15 protein-coding genes and 3 pseudogenes are annotated in these 16,976 nt (G+C 69.0%); 13 read left to right on the top strand and 5 right to left on the bottom strand.

What is annotated here, in order from left to right; genetic code table 11:
- Positions 1 to 8 precede the first annotated feature (8 nt).
- Together G4G29_RS02515 and G4G29_RS02520 are read left to right on the top strand one after the other, a co-directional pair.
- Positions 9 to 935 (top strand): sugar ABC transporter permease, encoded by a 927-nt coding sequence (locus G4G29_RS02515; RefSeq protein WP_183151739.1) that lies wholly within the window; start codon positions 9 to 11, stop codon positions 933 to 935.
- Complete coding sequence (locus G4G29_RS02520) at positions 928 to 1,821, top strand: carbohydrate ABC transporter permease (protein WP_183151740.1); 894 nt, start codon at positions 928 to 930, stop codon at positions 1,819 to 1,821. Before G4G29_RS02515 ends, G4G29_RS02520 begins: the two co-directional genes overlap by 8 nt.
- Here the strand turns inward: G4G29_RS02520 and G4G29_RS23300 are convergent.
- A complete protein-coding gene (locus G4G29_RS23300) occupies positions 1,707 to 2,870 on the bottom strand; it encodes a hypothetical protein (RefSeq protein ID WP_274601211.1) in 1,164 nt (387 codons plus the stop codon). The genes G4G29_RS02520 and G4G29_RS23300 overlap by 115 nt on opposite strands.
- Before the next feature lie 145 nt (positions 2,871 to 3,015).
- Here G4G29_RS23300 and G4G29_RS02530 point away from each other — a divergent pair, with 145 nt between their 5' ends.
- Complete coding sequence (locus tag G4G29_RS02530) at positions 3,016 to 4,500, top strand: amino acid ABC transporter substrate-binding protein/permease (protein ID WP_183151741.1); 1,485 nt, start codon at positions 3,016 to 3,018, stop codon at positions 4,498 to 4,500.
- Positions 4,497 to 5,225 (top strand): amino acid ABC transporter ATP-binding protein, encoded by a 729-nt coding sequence (locus G4G29_RS02535; protein ID WP_183152739.1) that lies wholly within the window; start codon positions 4,497 to 4,499, stop codon positions 5,223 to 5,225. Before G4G29_RS02530 ends, G4G29_RS02535 begins: the two co-directional genes overlap by 4 nt.
- 123 nt (positions 5,226 to 5,348) lie before the next feature.
- Here G4G29_RS02535 and G4G29_RS02540 read toward each other — a convergent pair.
- The 4 genes and pseudogenes from G4G29_RS02540 to G4G29_RS02555 form a co-directional block, all read right to left on the bottom strand.
- Positions 5,349 to 6,672: pseudogene (locus tag G4G29_RS02540) on the bottom strand (MFS transporter).
- 190 nt (positions 6,673 to 6,862) lie between these two features.
- Positions 6,863 to 7,147: pseudogene (locus G4G29_RS21110) on the bottom strand (helix-turn-helix domain-containing protein); the annotation flags it as partial.
- A gap of 127 nt (positions 7,148 to 7,274) precedes the next feature.
- Positions 7,275 to 8,551, bottom strand: a pseudogene (purD, locus tag G4G29_RS02550) (phosphoribosylamine--glycine ligase).
- Between the two features lie 56 nt (positions 8,552 to 8,607).
- Entirely contained in the window at positions 8,608 to 9,282 is a 675-nt protein-coding gene (locus G4G29_RS02555) for a CoA pyrophosphatase (RefSeq protein ID WP_183151742.1), read from the bottom strand.
- Positions 9,283 to 9,331: 49 nt separating this feature from the next.
- Here G4G29_RS02555 and G4G29_RS02560 point away from each other — a divergent pair, with 49 nt between their 5' ends.
- The 9 genes from G4G29_RS02560 to G4G29_RS20495 all read left to right on the top strand — a co-directional run bounded on the left by G4G29_RS02560 (position 9,332) and on the right by G4G29_RS20495 (position 16,973).
- Complete coding sequence (locus G4G29_RS02560; RefSeq protein WP_183151743.1) at positions 9,332 to 9,700, top strand: sterol carrier family protein; 369 nt, start codon at positions 9,332 to 9,334, stop codon at positions 9,698 to 9,700.
- 145 nt (positions 9,701 to 9,845) lie between these two features.
- Positions 9,846 to 10,685: a metallophosphoesterase gene (locus G4G29_RS02565; RefSeq protein ID WP_183151744.1), complete on the top strand. Its 840-nt coding sequence runs from the start codon at positions 9,846 to 9,848 to the stop codon at positions 10,683 to 10,685.
- 85 nt (positions 10,686 to 10,770) lie between these two features.
- Positions 10,771 to 11,661, top strand: a complete 891-nt coding sequence (locus G4G29_RS02570) for a MurR/RpiR family transcriptional regulator (protein ID WP_183151745.1) — start codon at positions 10,771 to 10,773, stop codon at positions 11,659 to 11,661.
- Between the two features lie 157 nt (positions 11,662 to 11,818).
- A complete protein-coding gene (locus tag G4G29_RS02575) occupies positions 11,819 to 12,964 on the top strand; it encodes an ABC transporter ATP-binding protein (protein WP_183151746.1) in 1,146 nt (381 codons plus the stop codon).
- Between the two features lie 27 nt (positions 12,965 to 12,991).
- Positions 12,992 to 14,341, top strand: coding sequence for an extracellular solute-binding protein (locus G4G29_RS02580; RefSeq protein ID WP_183151747.1), 1,350 nt, complete (start codon positions 12,992 to 12,994; stop codon positions 14,339 to 14,341).
- The gene (locus tag G4G29_RS02585) at positions 14,338 to 15,090 is read left to right on the top strand and encodes a tyrosine-protein phosphatase (RefSeq protein ID WP_183151748.1); all 753 of its coding nucleotides are present in this window, start codon (positions 14,338 to 14,340) and stop codon (positions 15,088 to 15,090) included. The genes G4G29_RS02580 and G4G29_RS02585 overlap by 4 nt, the downstream gene beginning before the upstream one ends.
- A 25-nt stretch (positions 15,091 to 15,115) precedes the next feature.
- On the top strand, positions 15,116 to 16,021 hold the full coding sequence (locus tag G4G29_RS02590; RefSeq protein WP_183151749.1) for a phosphodiesterase: 906 nt from the start codon (positions 15,116 to 15,118) through the stop codon (positions 16,019 to 16,021).
- Between the two features lie 2 nt (positions 16,022 to 16,023).
- Positions 16,024 to 16,572 carry a sugar ABC transporter permease gene (locus G4G29_RS20490; RefSeq protein ID WP_202045527.1) on the top strand — a complete coding sequence of 183 codons (549 nt, stop codon included), beginning with the start codon at positions 16,024 to 16,026 and terminating at the stop codon, positions 16,570 to 16,572.
- Complete coding sequence (locus G4G29_RS20495; RefSeq protein WP_202045528.1) at positions 16,521 to 16,973, top strand: sugar ABC transporter permease; 453 nt, start codon at positions 16,521 to 16,523, stop codon at positions 16,971 to 16,973. Before G4G29_RS20490 ends, G4G29_RS20495 begins: the two co-directional genes overlap by 52 nt.
- Positions 16,974 to 16,976 lie beyond the last annotated feature (3 nt).

Here is a 16,976-nt window from a genome sequence, read left to right on the forward strand (position 1 = left end):
GCGGGCACATGGGCGTGAACCTCGCGGAGAGGAGTCGTCGGCGCGATCTGCGCTTCGGTATGATGCTGATCGCCCCGGCGGTGCTCATCATCGTGATGCTGCTGGGGTACCCGATGGGGTACGCCGTGTTCATGTCGCTCCACGAATGGAACGACAAGCTCGGGATGGAGCATCCGTTCATCGGTCTGCAGAACTACGGGCAGCTGATGACGGACCCGGCTGTGCACCGGGCGATGGAGCGCACGGCGTACTTCTCGGTGATCACCGTGATCGGGGGTGTCGCGCTGGCGGTCGCGATCGCGGTGCTGTTGAACCGGGAGTTCCGCGGGCGCACGCTCGCCCGCGTCCTGCTGCTCGTGCCGTGGGCGGTGCCGCCGGTGGTGAACGGCATCATGTGGAAGCTGATCTTCGACGGCAGCACCGGCATCGCCAACACGGTCCTGCGCAGCCTCGGTCTCATCGACGAGAACGTGCAGTGGCTCAGCGACCCCGCCTTGGCGATGAACATCCTGGTGTTCGCCGAGATGTGGAAGCTGCTGCCGTTCCTGTGCCTGCTGATGCTCGCGGCGCTGCAGGGCATCCCGTCGAACCTCTATCGTGCGGCGGCGATCGACGGGGCGGGCCCCTGGCGGGCGTTCTGGCGCATCACCCTGCCCAACATGCGCGGTGCGCTGATGTTCGCGCTCATCGTGCAGTCGATGTGGTCGCTCAAGGTGTTCGACACCATCTATGTGCTCACCGGCGGTTCCGGTGGGCCGGCCGAGGGGACGACGACCATCAACTTCCTCGCGTATCTGGTCAACTTCAGCAATCTCGACCGCGGCTACGGTTCCGCGATGGCCGTGGGGATCATGATCCTCGTGCTCGTGGTCGCCGTGTTCTGGATCCTGCTGTTCGGCGGTTTCCGCAGGAAGAGGAGGGAATCGCATGCCTGACCTGACCACCACCGCGCTGGTGACGGCGCAGCGCCCCCGCGCCAGGAGGGTGTCCCGACGCGGGCGCAGACGGCTCACGGCCGTCGTGTGCGGCATCCTGCTGATCGGGGTGATGGCGTTCTTCCTCGCCCCGTTCCTGTGGATGTTCGTCTTCAGCGTCTATCCGTCGAGCGCCCTGCAGGGACGCACACCGGATCTGTCGCCGTCGAACCTGACGGTGCAGTCGTACATCCAGCTGCTGTCAGACGGCACGTTCCTCATCCCCATGGCGAACTCGGCGATCGTGGGGCTGTCCACCACGATCATCTGCATGACCGTCGGCGCGGCCTGCGCCTACGCGATCGCGCGCTTCCGGTTCCGCGGGCGCCAGCCGCTGCTGCTCAGCATGATGACGGTGCAGGCGATCCCGGTGATCGTGCTGGCCGTTCCGCTGTTCATCCTGCTGCGCTCGGTGGGCCTGTACGACCAGATCCTCGGCTTGATCGCGACGTACACGGCGTTCATCCTCCCGCTCGTGATCTGGATGCTCGTCGGATTCTTCGAGGACATCCCGCCGAGCCTGGAGCGCGCGGCGCGGATCGACGGCTGCAACCGGCTTCAGATCATGTACCGGATCGCCTTCCCGTTGGCGGCGCCCGGCATGGCGGCGACCGCGATCCTGGCGTTCATCACCAGTTGGAGCGACTTCTTCCTCGCGAAGGTCCTGACGTCGAACAACGCGGTGACGCTGCCGGTGAAGACGGCGGCATTCCAAGGGCTGTTCGCGATGGACTACACGTCCGCCGCGACAGCAGGCGTGATCACGGCCATCCCGGTCCTGATCCTGACGCTCGTGGCACAGAAGTGGATCATCCGCGGCATGACCGAGGGTGCGGTGAAAGGCTGATCATGGCTCAGATCGAATTGGTGGACGTCGAGAAGACCTACGGACGTCCGAAGCGGGGACACGAGGCGCGCAAAGCGGTCTCCGACCTCAGTTACGTGATCGAGGACGGGCACTTCGTCTCGCTGCTCGGCCCGTCGGGGTGCGGCAAGACGACCACGCTCAACATGATCGCGGGGCTCGAGGACATCTCCGGCGGCGAGATCCTCATCGACGGGCGCCGGGTCGACGACCTCGACCCCGACAAGCGCGACCTCGCCTTCGTCTTCCAGGACTATGCGCTGTATCCGCACATGAGCGTGTACGAGAACATCGCGTTCGGCCTGCGCATGCGCAAGGTGCCCAAGAACGAGATCGATCGGCGGGTCGTGGATGCGGCGCGCAGGCTCGACATCGACCACGTGCTCGACGTCAAGCCCAAGAGCCTCTCCGGAGGGCAGCGTCAGCGCGTGGCTCTGGCCAGGGCCATCGCGCGGCGTCCGGCGGTGTTCCTGTTCGACGAGCCGCTGTCGAACCTGGACGCCCTGCTGCGCGATCAGACGCGCAGCGAGTTGAAGGTACTGCACCGCGAGCTCAACGCGACGAGCGTGTACGTCACGCACGACCAGGAGGAGGCGATGACGCTCTCCGACCGGATCGCCGTGATGAGCAGGGGGCGGCTCGAGCAGTACGGCAGCCCCTACGAGGTCTACCACGAGCCCGCGACCGAGTTCGTCGCCTCGTTCGTCGGCAAGCCGCGCATGAACCTGTTCACGGTGCAGAGGCAGGAGGAAGGGCGCTACGTCCTTCCCGGCACCGCGTTCGCGCTCGACATCGGCGCCGTCGGGCAGGACGAGATCCGCGCGGGTCTGCGCCCGGAGGAGTGCGACGTGCGTGCGCCTCTCCCCGGAGAGGATCCGCACGGCCACGTCGTCGCCGTGGAGCCGCTGGGCAACGTGTCGGATGTGCACGTCGCGGTCGGCGATCTCGAGTTCCTGGTGCGCGTGCCGGGCTTCGGATCGTACGACGTCGGCGACGCCGTGATGATCGACCACCGCGGCGCGCGGCTGCACTGCTTCGATCGGACGACGGGGTGCGGCTTCCCGTCGGCTGAGCCCCGCGGCGGCCGCACCGGAATTCTGGTGGTCCGCCCGGGCAGGGTTAGGTGGATTCCCGGCGGTCGTCCGGTCGCTGCTGTCGACTCGAGGAGCACACGTCGTGATCCGAAATCCATCCGCCGTGCCCGGCCGCCTGCGTGGGGCCGCACGCACCGTGGGCGCCGCCGCCCTCGTCGCGTTCGTCGCCGTCGGGGCGCTCCTCGCCGGAGCCGCCCCCGCCACCGCCGCGAACGACGGCGAGAAGTACGTCATCGGCACCGACACCACGTTCGCGCCGTTCGAGTTCACGAACGCCGACGGCGAGCTGGTCGGCATCGACATGGACCTGCTCCGCGCGATCGCGAAGGACCAGGGGTTCGAGGTCGAGATCCGCCAGCTCGGGTTCGACGCCGCCGTGCAGGCCCTGCAGTCGAACCAGGTCGACGCGGTCATGGCCGGCATGTCGATCACGGAGGAGCGGCAGAAGACCTTCGACTTCAGCGAGCCGTACTTCACGAGCGGCATCCAGCTCGGTGTGCTCGAGGCGAGCGACATCCAGTCCCTCGACGACCTCGACGGCAAGACCGTCGCCGTCAAGACGGGCACCCAGGGACAGACCTTCGCCGACGAGAACAAAGACGAGTTCGGCTTCCGGGTCACGCCGTATCAGGACACCACCGACATGGTCGATGCCGTCAAGGCGGGCCAGGCGGTCGGCTACTTCGAAGACTTCCCGGTGCTGGCGTACGGCATCCAGCAGGGGTCCGGCTTCCGTCTTGTGGGCGAACCGGAGCTGGGCGGCGAATACGGGTTCGCGGTCAACAAGGGGCAGAACACCGAGCTCCTGGAGATGTTCAACACCGGACTCGCCAACCTCCAGGACTCGGGCGAATACGACGAGATCGTCGACACGTACCTCGCGTCCGGCGACGAAGCGCAGGCGGCGCAGCCCACCGACATCATCTCGGTCGCGGTGAAGTACTGGCCCGCTCTCATGCAGGGCCTCTGGCTCACCATCCTCGCCACGATCGTCGCGGTGGTCGCCGCCTTCATCCTCGGCATCGTCTTCGGGTTCGGGCGCATCTCGAAGTTCGCGCCGTTCCGCTGGATCGCGACGGCCTACGTCTACGTCTTCCGCGGGACGCCGATCCTGATCCAGGCGTTCTTCGTGTTCTTCGCGATCCCGCAGCTGATCCCCGATCTCAAGTTCGATCCGTTCGTCGCCGGAGCGATCACGCTGTCGCTGAACACCGGTGCGTACATGACCGAGATCATCCGCGGCGGCATCCAGGCAGTCGACCCCGGTCAGGCCGAGGCATCGCGCTCGCTGGGACTCTCACGCTGGAAGACCATGCAGAAGGTCGTGCTGCCGCAGGCGTTCCGCATCATGATCCCGTCGTTCGTGAACCAGGGGATCATCACCCTCAAGGACACCTCGCTCATCAGCGTCATCGGCCTCGCCGAGCTCACCTTCGTTTCCCGTCAGATCATCGCGTCGACGTACCTGTCGGCCCAGGTCCTGACGATCGTCGCCATCATCTACTTCGTCGTGATCACGCTGCTGACGCTGCTCGCGAACCGCCTGGAGAGGACGTTCAACGCATGAGCAAGATCGAGGTCAAGGATCTGCACAAGTCCTTCGGGGACAACCAGGTGCTCAAGGGCATCGACCTCGCGGTGGAGGACGGCGAGGTCGTCGCGGTGATCGGCCCGTCCGGTTCGGGCAAGTCGACTCTGCTGCGATGCCTCAACAAGCTCGAGGAGCCCACATCCGGGCACGTCATCATCGACGGTGTCGACCTCACCGACAAGAGCGTCAAGCTCGACGAGGTGCGCCAGCGCATCGGCATGGTGTTCCAGCACTTCAACCTGTTCCCGCACATGACCGTGCTGGAGAACATCACGCTGGCGCCGGTCGAGTGCGGGAAGCTCTCGAAGGCCGAGGCGCGCGAGCGGGCCCTGTCGCTCCTCGAGCGGGTCGGGCTGTCCGAGAAGGCCGATGCCAAGCCGGCATCCCTCTCCGGAGGGCAGAAGCAGCGCGTCGCGATCGCCCGTGCCCTTGCGATGGACCCCGAGATCATGCTCTTCGACGAGGCCACGAGCGCCCTCGACCCCGAGATGGTCGGCGAGGTGCTGCAGGTCATCCGTGATCTGGCCGATGGCGGTATGACCATGGTCCTGGTGACGCACGAGATGGGCTTCGCCCGTGAGGTGTCCGACCGCACGGTCTTCATGGACGGCGGCGTCGTCGTCGAAGAGGCCGCGCCCGCCGAGCTCTTCGGATCCCCCAAGAACGAACGTCTGCAGGACTTCCTCTCGAAGGTGCTGTAGCGCGGCGCGCCGAGTGCGCGGGTGTTCCCGAGTGCACGGGTTCTCGTCGAGCGCACGGGATGTTCGCGTCGCGAAGCCGTGCACTCGACAGGTTCCCGTGCACTCGGCCGCGGCGGGGCGGTGCTAACGGCGCGCCGGGGCGGGGTGGCGACGGATCGTCGCGCTGACGAGAGCGGCGACGGCGCAGAGGCCCGCGGCGGCGAACCACGCGAACGTATAGTGCCCGGTATGGTCGCGGACGAGTCCGGCGAGCACCGAGGCGATCCCGGCGCCGACCTGGTGCGCCGCGAACACCCAGCCGAAGACGAGCGGACCCCTGTCGCCGAACACCTCGCGGCACAGGGCGATCGTCGGGGGCACGGTAGCCACCCAGTCGAGCCCGTAGATCACGATGAAGACGATGATGCTGGGCTGCACCTCGGCCGAGAGCAGGCTGGGCAGGAACAGCAGGCTCACTCCGCGCAGCGCGTAGTACGCGGCGAGCAGGATGCGCGGATTCACGCGGTCGGTGAGCCAGCCAGAGAACACGGTCCCCACGATGTCGAAGACGCCGACCACCGCGAGCAGCCCGCGGCGGTCGTGGTCGCCATCCCGTGGTCGTGCGCGCTGGGGATGAAGTGCGTGCCGATGAGGCCGTTGGTCGTCGCGCCGCAGATCGCGAAACCGATCGCCAAGGCCCAGAAGGTCTTCGTCCTGGCGGCATCCCGCAGTGTGGTCAGTGCCAGTCGAGCTGCGCCCCACGCCGAGCCTCGGGAGTGTCCACGGGAGCCGCGACGGGTGCGGTATCGCCGTAGCGCGCGACGCCGAGGTCGCTCGGACGATTGCGCAGGAAGATCCACACGAGCGGCATCACCGCGAGGGCGCCGCCCGCGATGATGAGGGAGGCGCCGCGCCATCCGATGTCTTCGGCGGCGGTCGCGATCACGGGGAGGAAGATGAGCTGCCCGGTGGCGCTGCCCGCGGTGAGCACCCCGGAGACCAGCCCTCGCCGAGTGGCGAACCACGTGTCGGTGATGGTGGCAGCGAACACGAGGGCCATGGATCCGGTGCCGAGGCCGATCAGCACGCCCCAGGTGAGGATGAGTTGCCCAGGAGTGGCGACGAAGACGCTGAGGGCCGAGCCTGCGCCGATCACGAACAGCGCGACGACCGTCACCGCACGGATGCCGAAGCGCTGCATGAGCGCCGCCGCGAACGGGGCCGTGAGCCCGAACAGCAGCAGGTTGACGGTCACGGCGAGCGAGAGCTCGGCGGTGGTCCAGCCGAACTCGTCCTGCAGCGGCACCATCAGGACTCCGGGTGCGGCGCGGAAACCGGCCGCGCCGATCAGGGCGATCAACGCGACGAGCGCGACGGTCCAGGCGGGGTGGACGCGGCGGGTGCGGGGCGCGGCGTGGTCGGTCGGACCCGCGGCGTCGGACGGGTCCTCGACGGACTCGGCGGTCATGCTGTGCGTCCGGTGAAGAGGGCGAAGGCTCCGCGCCCATGCTGCGCCGGCTCCAGCGGGTGCTGTCGGCATCGAGCGGGGCGGCGCAGACCGCACACCAGTCGGCCGACTCGGCGGGGGTGCCGCAACGTCCGCAGCCGACTGTGAGTCCCCAAGGACCCTCCGGATCGGTGCGGCGGGTGAAACGCGCATAGGCGTGCAGGATCGGAAGGGTCTCGCGTCCGGCATCGGTCAGTCGATAGCCGCTGCGCGTGTCGCCGGGGTGCTCTCGGGCCAGGAGCCCGGCTTCCGTCATGGCGTTCAGGCGACGGGAGAGCACGGAGTCTGCGGCGCCCGTCGTGTCACGCAGCTGGTCGAAACGCGTGCGGCCGGAGAACAGCTCGCGGAGGATCAGAAGCACCCAGGGATCGGCGAGCACGTCGGCGGAGCGGGCGATCGGGCAGGTCGCGGACGACCAGTCGGAGCGGAGCGGCATCCGCCCACTTTCTTGAAGAAAGCTCGAGATGTCAACCGCAGCGCTTCACGTTGGCAGGATTCCTGTCGGCATTCGGCCGAAATCCGCGGACGCACCCGAGGGGTGGGTGCGGGTGCGGACCCGGGGGCTACTCGGCGACGCGGGCGGCGATGTCGGTGCGGTACTGCGATCCCTCGAGGCGGATGTGGGAGATCGCCTCGTAGGCGCGGTCACGCGCGGTGCGGAAGTCCGCGGCCACCGCCACCACGTTCAGCACGCGGCCGCCCGTCGCGATGAGGTTGCCGCCGGGGGCATCGGGGCTCGCGGTCGCGGCATGCACGAGGCGGACGCCCTCGACGGCGGCGGCATCCGCGAGGCCCTCGATCGGTCGACCGGTCTGCGGCGCCTCGGGGTAGCCCTCGCTGGCGAGCACGACCGTGATCGCCACATCGTCACTGAAAACGGGCTCGGGCTGGTCTTCGAGGGTGCCGGATGCCGCGGCGAACAGCAGCTCCGACAGCGGGGTCACCAGGCGGGGCAGCACGATCTGCGTCTCGGGGTCGCCGAAGCGGGCGTTGAACTCGATCACGCGCACACCCGCGGGGGTGAGGATGAGCCCGGCGTAGAGCAGTCCGATGAACGGCGTGCCCTCGGCGTCGAGCTGCCACACCACCGGAGTGCCACGTCACGGGTGACCTCTTCGACGAACGCCTTCTCGCTGCCGAACTGCTCGGCCAGCCAGGGCAGCGGAGAGTAGGCGCCCATGCCGCCGGTGTTGGGTCCGGCGTCGCCGTCGAGCGCGCGCTTGAAGTCCTGCGCGGGGCTGAGGGCGCGCACCGTGTCGCCGTCGCTCAGGAAGAACAGCGAGACCTCGGGCCCGGAGAGGAACTCCTCGATCAGGACCGGGCCGGCGGGGAGGTACTGCTCGGCGTGGGCCAGCGCCTCGACGCGGTCGGAGGTGACGATGACGCCCTTGCCCGCGGCGAGACCGTCGGCTTTGACGACATAGGGTGCGCCCAGGTCGTCGAACGCGGCCTCGACCTCTGCCGTGCTGGCGGCGCGGAGCGCGCGACCGGTCGGCACACCCGCCGCGTCCATGACCCGCTTCGCGAACGACTTCGAGCCTTCGAGCTGCGCGGCCGCCTTGCCGGGGCCGAAGACGGGGATGCCGCGCACGCGCAGAGCGTCGGCGACTCCGGCGACGAGCGGGGCCTCGGGGCCCACGACGACGAGGTCGATGGCGTGCTCGTGGGAGAACGCGGTGACCGCCGCGCCGTCGAGAGGATCGAGCGCGACGGGGGTCGCGTCCTGCGCGATTCCCGCGTTGCCGGGAGCGACGAAGATCTCGTGCTCCGTCTGCTCTGCCCGCAGGGCGAGGATGATCGCGTGCTCACGGGCACCGGAACCGAGGACGAGGATCTTCACCCGTCCAGACTACCGAGGGTCGCGGTCCGGGTTTCGGCCCGAGCCGGAGGGGCGGGTCAGAGCTCGATCGGACGCTCCACCGCCGCGTCCCACGGCACCGTCCACCCGGCCGCGTCGAAGAGGGCGTCGAGGACCATCGCGGTGAAGCCCCAGACGATCGTGCCGTCGACGTCGAATGCCGGTCCGCGGAAGGTGTGGCCCATCCGGGACAGGGTCGACGTGAATCGGGTCGCGGGGTCGAGCAGCTGTGCGACGGGGACCCGGAAGACCTCGACCGTCTCGGCGTGGTCGACCGCGACGACCCGCGACGGCGACTGCCACCACGCCAGCACCGGGGTGACCAGGTGGTTGCTCGCGGCGAGCGGGATGGCGGGCAGCGTCGCGAGGATCTCGACACCGCGGGGATCGAGTCCGGTCTCCTCCTCGGCCTCGCGCAGCGCCGTGGCGACGACATCCGCGTCGTCCGTCTCCACGCGTCCGCCGGGGAACGAGACCTGGCCGGGGTGCGACGACAGAGTGGGCGCGCGACGCTGCAGCAGGACGTCGAGGTCGCGGGCGACCGCAGCGTCGGCGGTGGGTGCGGGGATGCGATCGAGCACGCCGAACAGGATGAGGACGGCGGCATCGTTGGCGCTGTGCGGATCGGCGAGCTGAGGGACGCGAACGCCCCACGAGTGATCGGCCACCGCGGCGAGCAGCTCGGCGCGGGCGCCCTGGGGATGCATGCTCATGCGTCCGAGCTTATGACTCGGCACGGACTCCCGGTCCTAGGCTGGAGGAATGGCCAGGAAGATCGACGTCGCCGATGGGCGTGCCGCGCTCGACGCCGTGCGGACAGCGGCCGCCGGAGGCGTGAAGCCGCAGCGCACCGACCTCGCCACCGCCGTGCGGTACCTGCTCCAGCTGCTCGACGAGAAGGCACCGGGCAACAGCGTCGAGGTGCGCGTGCCCCCGTTCGGTGCGGTGCAGGTCATCCAGGGCCCTCGTCACACGCGGGGCACTCCACCGAACGTGGTCGAGATGGACGCGGTGACGTGGATCGGCGTCGCCACCGGCGCGGAGCGCTGGGCGGATGCCGCCGAGTCCGGACGCATCCACGCCTCGGGCACCCGCGCCGACCTCGAGGACGTGCTTCCGGTGCGTCCCTGACGCCTCGCACGGGGTGGTAAGTCGCTTTCACGATTCTGATCACAGGTGGATGAAGCGTTCACCTGATGTTGGAGCTGCCGTCACCGACGCCGCCTAGCCTGGCGGCGTCGCACCCGCGGCATCCCTCACAGATGCGGAGCAGGCCATGAAGCTCGTCCAGATCACCGATACCCACATCAGCCACCTGGGCGGCAGCCCGTCGTCGAACGCCGAGCGCTTCGTGGCATTCATCAACGACATGGAGCCCGACCTCGTCGTCCACACCGGCGACGTGACGATCCTCGACCCGGACGAGGACCGCGACCGCGTCGCCGCGAAGGAGATCCTGGCCGGGATCAGTGCGCCGCTGCTGGTCCTGCCGGGCAACCACGACGTGGGGGAGCCGGGTGACGACCCCTTCGGCGACCGTCCGGTGACGAGCGACCGGATCGCCGCATTCCGCGCGCACTTCGGCATCGACCGGTTCGTCGAGGTCGTCGACGGCTGGGCGGTGGTCGGCTTCAACAGCGAGCTCTTCGACTCCGGCCTGCCGGAGGAGGCGGAGCAGTGGACGTGGCTCGAGTCGCTTCCGGGGCAGGTCGGCCCGCGCCCTGTCGTGGTCTTCACCCACAAGCCCGTGTGGGCGTATGCGCCCGAGTACCAGAACACGCACCTCACGGTCGGTCCTGACTCGCTCCCGCGCCTCGAGGCGGTGCTCGCCCAGCTCGACGTGCGCGCATTCGGCAGTGGACACCTGCACCACTACGCCCTCACCGAGCGGGAGGGCGCCGCGGTCGTATCGGCGCCCTCGACTGCGTTCGTGCACCGAGGGGCTGTGTCGGCCGACATCGTGGGCCCCGGTCTCGCGCAGCTCGGCGTGGTCGAGTACGAGCTGGGGGAGCGGGTGCTGCCCTCGTTCCGTGCCCCGCTCGACATCGTCGAGCCCGAGTTCCTCGAGGTCGAGCCGGCGCGCATCGCTCTCGACGCGATGGGCGTGACGCTCTGACCCCTCCGCCATCCGCCGCCCGCATCGTGCCGTCGTTCACCTCGGCGTCGCGATGCGGGCACCGACACGTGATAGACCGAAACCCATGAACGTTCGCATCGCCGAGCCGCCGATCGGCGGGACCATCGATCACATCCTCTCCGTGCTGCCCTCGCTCATCCCCAGTGCGCAGCGGGTGGCGCGCATCTGCGCCGAGCGTCCGGAAGACGTCGTGGAGATGTCGGGCGCCGACCTCGCCGCTGCGGCGGAGACCTCGCCGCCGACCGTGAGTCGCACCTGTCAGGCGCTCGGGTTCCAGGGCTTCCAGCACCTGCGGATGCTCCTGGTGCGCGACCTCGGGGCGGCGGCCAGGGCGTCACGCTCCCGCGAGGCGGGGACGGCGGGGTGGCTGCAGGGGATCGCCGACGGCGCGGGCGAGATCCTGCGCACGTCTCTGGCGTCGGTCGATACGGCGGCTTTCGAATCGGCGGCCGACGCGATCGTCGCCGCTCCCCGGGTGCTACTGGTCGGCACCGGGGCGTCCGGCCCCGCGGCGCAGGGCATCGCGCTGAAGCTCACGATCAACGGCAGGCCCTGCGAGGCGCCGGCCGACGGCGTCTCCCAGCAGCTGACCGCCAGGGTCCTCCGGCCCGGCGACGTCTGCGTCGTGGTCAGCTCGAGCGGCGCGAACATGGTCACCCTGGCTGCTGCTGCGGCTGCGCGGGAGGCGGGAGCCACGGTGGTCGGTGTGACGAGCTTCTCCCTCCGAGCTGGCCAAGTACGCCGACATCCTCCTGGTCGCCGGAGCACGGTTCCAGAGCTGGGATCAGGGCGCCGTGGGTGCGGGGCTCGTGCAGTACCTCCTGCTCTCGGTGCTCCAGCTCGCCGTGACGGACCGCATGGACGGCGACGACGACACCGAGCGCGTCCACTGGGCGATCCGCGACGAGCTCGGGGCGCTGGTCGCCGAGTCGACCGACGGCGCCGACGTCGATGAGGCCGAAGCGGGCGGGGACGTGTCATAACGTTCCCCGTCGCACCGTACGGCGTTGACCTCTCGTTATCCGACAATTCACTTTCACTGCTCAGACTCTCTATGTAAGCGAATTCCACGGGAGGGTCCCGCGCGTTAGGTCGCTTGCAGGAGGCGACCCATGGGCACCATCCAGCTCCGCGGGATCGGCCGCAGCTTCAAGAGCACCGCAGCGGTCCGCGACATCACGCTCACCGTCGACGACGGCGACTTCCTCGTCCTCCTCGGCCCGTCCGGATGCGGCAAGACCACGCTCCTGCGCATGATCGCCGGACTCCTCGAACCGACCGCGGGGCGGATCCTGCTCGACGGCGACGACATCACCGAGCTCGCGTCGAAGAAGCGCGACCTCGCGATGGTCTTCCAGAGCTACGCCCTCTACCCCCACCTCAGTGTCCGCAAGAACCTGGCGTTCCCGCTGCGGGTGCAGAAGCTCGCCAAGGACGAGGTCGAGCGCCGGGTGCGCGAGGTCGCCGTGTCGCTCGAGATCGATCAGTACCTCGACCGCAAGCCGAAAGAGCTCTCCGGCGGCCAGCGGCAGCGCGTCGCGGTGGGGCGCGCGCTCGTGCGCAACCCGAAGGCGTTCCTCATGGACGAGCCGCTGTCGAACCTGGACGCGAAGCTGCGCACCCAGACCCGGCAGGAGCTCACGGCCCTGCATCGTCGCCTGGGCGCGACCTTCGTCTACGTCACCCACGACCAGGTCGAGGCGATGACGATGGCGACGAAGATCGCCGTGCTGAACGCCGGACGCGTCGAGCAGTACGGCACGCCCGAGCAGGTGTACGACCGTCCGGAGTCGGTCTTCGTCGCTGGCTTCCTCGGCAGCCCGGCCATGAACCTGCTCGACGCACGCGTGACGGCCGACGCCGGACGCATCACGGTGAGCGCCGAGGGTGTGGCCGGCGACCTGTGGGCGGGCGACAGCACCCCGCTCGACGTCGTCCTGGGATTCCGTCCAGAGCATCTGCAGATCGTCGACGCGGCGAGCGCGGCGGCACCGGGCGTGAGCGTCGCCGTCACGGTCGACATCGTCGAGAACCTCGGCGGCGAGCAGATCCTCACCTGCCTCACCGGCGCCGGCCGCGTCCACATGCGCACCTCCCGCGACGTGCGGGTCGCGGGTGGCGACGAGCTGACACTGCACGTCGCCTCCGAGCACGTCCACCTGTTCGACCGCTCCACCGGTCGCCGCCTGGAGTGGGTGCCCGACGCGGTCGACAGCGCCGACAGCACTCCCTCCGCCGAACGCATCCTCGTCCCCTGACCCTCCACGCACCCCAGAGAGAAAATGATGAACACTCGCATCCGCCGCGCCGCCTTCGCGGGCTTCGCCGCCCTCACGGTCGCCGCCCTCGCCGGCTGTGCCACGTCGGCCGCCTCCACGGAGAACGCCGCAGGGAGCATGGCGACCCTGTCCGCCGACGACGAGGTGACCATCACCTTCGAGTCGTACAACCTGTCCAACGCCGGCATCTGGTCGGACACGATCACGAACCTGATCGACGAATTCATGGCCGAGCACCCGAACATCACGGTCGAGGCGCAGCCCTCGAGCTCGGCATCCACCGCGGGCAGCGTGCAGCAGCAGGTCCTCGCCGGCGGAGCGCCCGACGTGGCCCAGCTCACGTTCAACGAACTGGACTTCGCCGCGACCACGCTCGGCGCGCAGAACCTCAGCGCCGTCGTCGGCGAGGAGGGACTCGACGAGGAATTCGGCGGAGACCACCCGTACCACGAGCGGGCACGCGCGCTGGCGGACTGGGACGGCGCGACCTACGGGATCCCGTACGTGTTCTCGACCCCGGTGCTCTGGATCAACGAGGACCTCTTCGCGCAGGCCGGACTCGACCCCGAGACGGCGGATCTGTCGACGTGGGATGCCGTCCAGGCCGCGGGCGAGAAGATCACCGCGGCGACCGGTCAGCCATCCGTCAGCGTCACCTGCACCGTCACGGGCGGCAGCTGGTGCATGCAGGGCCTGTTCCTGTCGGACGGCGCCCAGGTGCTCAGCGACGACCGCTCGACGATCGAGTTCGGCTCCGATGCCGCGGTCGACACCGTGCAGACCTTCCGTGACATGTTCGACGCCGGGGTCCTCGCCAACCAGGACTCGGTGTCGATGTACGAGGCCTTCGCCCAGGGCAAGACCGCGATCCACGTGAACACGTCTGCGCTGCAGGCCGCGTTCATGGGCGGCGCCGCATCCGGCGGCTGGACGCTCGACGCCCGCACGCTGCCCGCGTTCGGCGACTCCGCCGTCGTGCCGACCAACTCCGGATCGTTCCTGGCGATGTTCTCGACCGACCCGAAGAAGCAGGCGGCCGCGTGGGAGCTCATCCAGTGGATGACGAGTGAGCACGCCTACGAGATCATCTCCACCGAGATCGGCTACCTGCCGCTGCGCAACACCATGACCGAAGAGGGCGGCCCGCTCTACGAGTGGGTCGAGGCGAACCCCCTCGTCAAGCCCAACCTCGAGCAGCTCGACGCTCTCGAGCCCTGGGTCTCCTACCCGGGCGACAGCTACGCACAGGTCGACACCGTGCTCGCCACGGCGATCGAGGAGTCGATCTTCTACGGCGCCGACGTCGACACCTCGATGCAGGACGCCGCGAAGCGCGCCCAGGGACTGATCGAATGAGCATCGCCGAAGGAACCCCCGTCCGTCGCCACTCGACACCCGGCGTCTACAACCTGCGCGACACCGGCGGGTACCGCGCCGCGGGAGGCACCTCCCGGTGGGGCAAGCTCTTCCGCTCCGACGCGCTGCACCTGCTGGACGCGTCCGGGAGGTCGCTGATCGCCGAGCTGGGGATCGCGCACGTGATCGACCTGCGCGGTGCCGACGAGCTGCGCACCGCGCCCAGCGCTCTGGACGGGGTCGCGGTGCAGGTCCATCACCTGCCGGTGTTCGACGATGCCGCGCCTGCCTCCCAGGCCGACATGCGCCTGGGCCTCGCGCCGATCTACGACCACATGGTCGACCGGCGCGGCGCCCAGCTGGCGGATGCGGTGCGGGTGATCGCCGCGGCCGACGACGACGAGGCCGTGCTCGTGCACTGCACCGCCGGGAAGGATCGGACCGGGCTCGTGATCGCCTTCGCGCTCAGCGCGGCCGGCGTCGATCGCGACGAGGTCGTGGCCGACTATGCCCAGACCGCCGACAACCTGCGTGGCGAATGGGCGGAGCGGATGCTCGCGGGATTCCGCGCGAGCGGCGGCGAGCTCACGCCGGAGATCGTCGAACTCGTCACGGCGAGTCCGGCCGAGGTGCTCGACGTGCTGCTCGCCCGCATCGAGAAGGAACACGGCTCCGTACGCAGCTACCTCGGGGCGAACGGCCTGTCCGCCCCGGATCTCGACCGCCTCGCCGCGGTCCTGGTCCATTGAGACGAAACCCCTGAAAGGACCACACATGAACGACTTCGACGGGCAGTTCCCCGCCCCCGAGCACTTCATCCTGCACGTCTCCGACACGCACTTCGTCGGCGACGGCGACCTGCTGCACGACCGCATCGACTCCGACAAGAACCTGGCGGAGCTGTTCGACGGCTTCGCCAAGTCGAACACCCGCCCCGAGGCGATCGTGTTCACGGGCGACCTCGCCGACACGGGTCGCCCCGACGCCTATCGCCGGCTGCGTGAGTTGGTCGAGCCCGCCGCCGAGCGCCTGGGCGCGCAGGTGATCTGGGTGATGGGCAACCACGACGAGCGTGTCGCGTTCCGGCAGGGTCTCCTCGACGAGACCGCAGACGAGAGCGAGCCGGTCGACCGGGTGTTCGACATCAACGGCCTGCGCATCATCGCGCTGGACTCCACCGTCCCGGGACACCACCACGGGGAGATCACCGAGGAGCAGCTGGCGTGGCTGTCCGATGTCCTCGCCGTGCCGGCGCCGGATGGGACGCTGATCGCGCTGCACCACCCGCCGGTGCCGAGCCCGCTCGGACTCATCGCCCTCGTCGAGCTCAAGAACCAGGAGCGTCTCGCCGAGGTGATCCGCGGAACGGATGTGCGCGGCGTGCTGGGCGGCCACCTGCACTACTCGACCCACAGCACCTTCGCCGGCGTCCCGGTGTCGGTGGCATCGGCCACCTGCTACACGCAGGACCTCAACGTGGTGTACCCGGCGGCGCGCGGACAGGACGGCGCGCAGTCGTACAACCTCGTGCACGTCTACGGCGACCGGGTGCTGCACTCCACCGTCCCGATCGGGCAGTACCCGACCGTGTACGAGATGACGACGGAGATGCTCGAGGGGTTCATGAAGATGAGCGCCGAAGAGCGTCTCGAAGCGGCATCCGCGTCGATGCAGAGCTGACCGTGTTCGTCGCCGTCAGCGTTCCCGAGACCCCGACAGCGGAGGTGGATGCGGCCCCGCGCACGCGGCGCCGCATCCGCCCAGGGGCCCTCGTGCCGTACCTGTACATCCTGCCGGGCGTGTTCTTCCTGGTGATGTGGACCTACAGCCCTCTGGTGCAGACGTTCTCGCTGTCGTTCTACGACTGGAACCTGCTGCCGACGAGCCCGAAGACCTTCGTCGGGATCGACAACTACGCCGAGGTCGTCCAGCTCCCGGAGTTGCAGACCGCGATCGTCAACACGGTCGTCTACATCGCCGCGTTCCTGGTGTTCTCGCTGGTGCTGCCGATCGTCATCGCGCTGGTGTCGCGGCAGGTGCAGGGCAGGGCGCGCACGATCTACCAGGCGCTGATCTTCGTGCCGTTCCTCATCACGCCGGTCGCGACCAGCGCGGTGTGGCGCTGGCTGTTCGCCGAGCAGGGGCCATCCCCACGGTCCTCGCGCACCTCGGCATCGACATGCCGAACGTGTTCCGTGATCCGTCGATCGCCATCTGGGCGGTCATCGTGATCGTGGGCTGGCAGATGCTCGGCTTCGGCGTTCTCGTGGTGGCGGCGGGCTTCGCGGGGATCAGCCCCGACTACGCCCAGGCCGCATCGCTCGACGGCGCCGGGTTCGCGCGGATCACCCGCAAGATCACGATGCCGCTGCTGAGCCCGACGATCGTCTTCCTGGCGCTCATGACGATCCTGCTGGCCGCGCAGTGGACCTACCCCATCATCGATCTGCTCACGCAGGGCGGGCCGTCGAACTCGACGACCAACATCTACTACCTGCTGTACCAGTTCGGGTTCCAGAACTTCGACGCCGGCATCTCGTCGGCAGCCGGAGTGATCTTCTTCCTCGGCTTCGGCCTGATCGCGCTGCTCTTCCTCGAGCTGCAGGATCGCCTGAGCTTCTACGACAACTGAGAG

The organism is Microbacterium sp. Se63.02b (genome assembly GCF_014171575.1).
GTDB lineage: Bacteria > Actinomycetota > Actinomycetes > Actinomycetales > Microbacteriaceae > Microbacterium.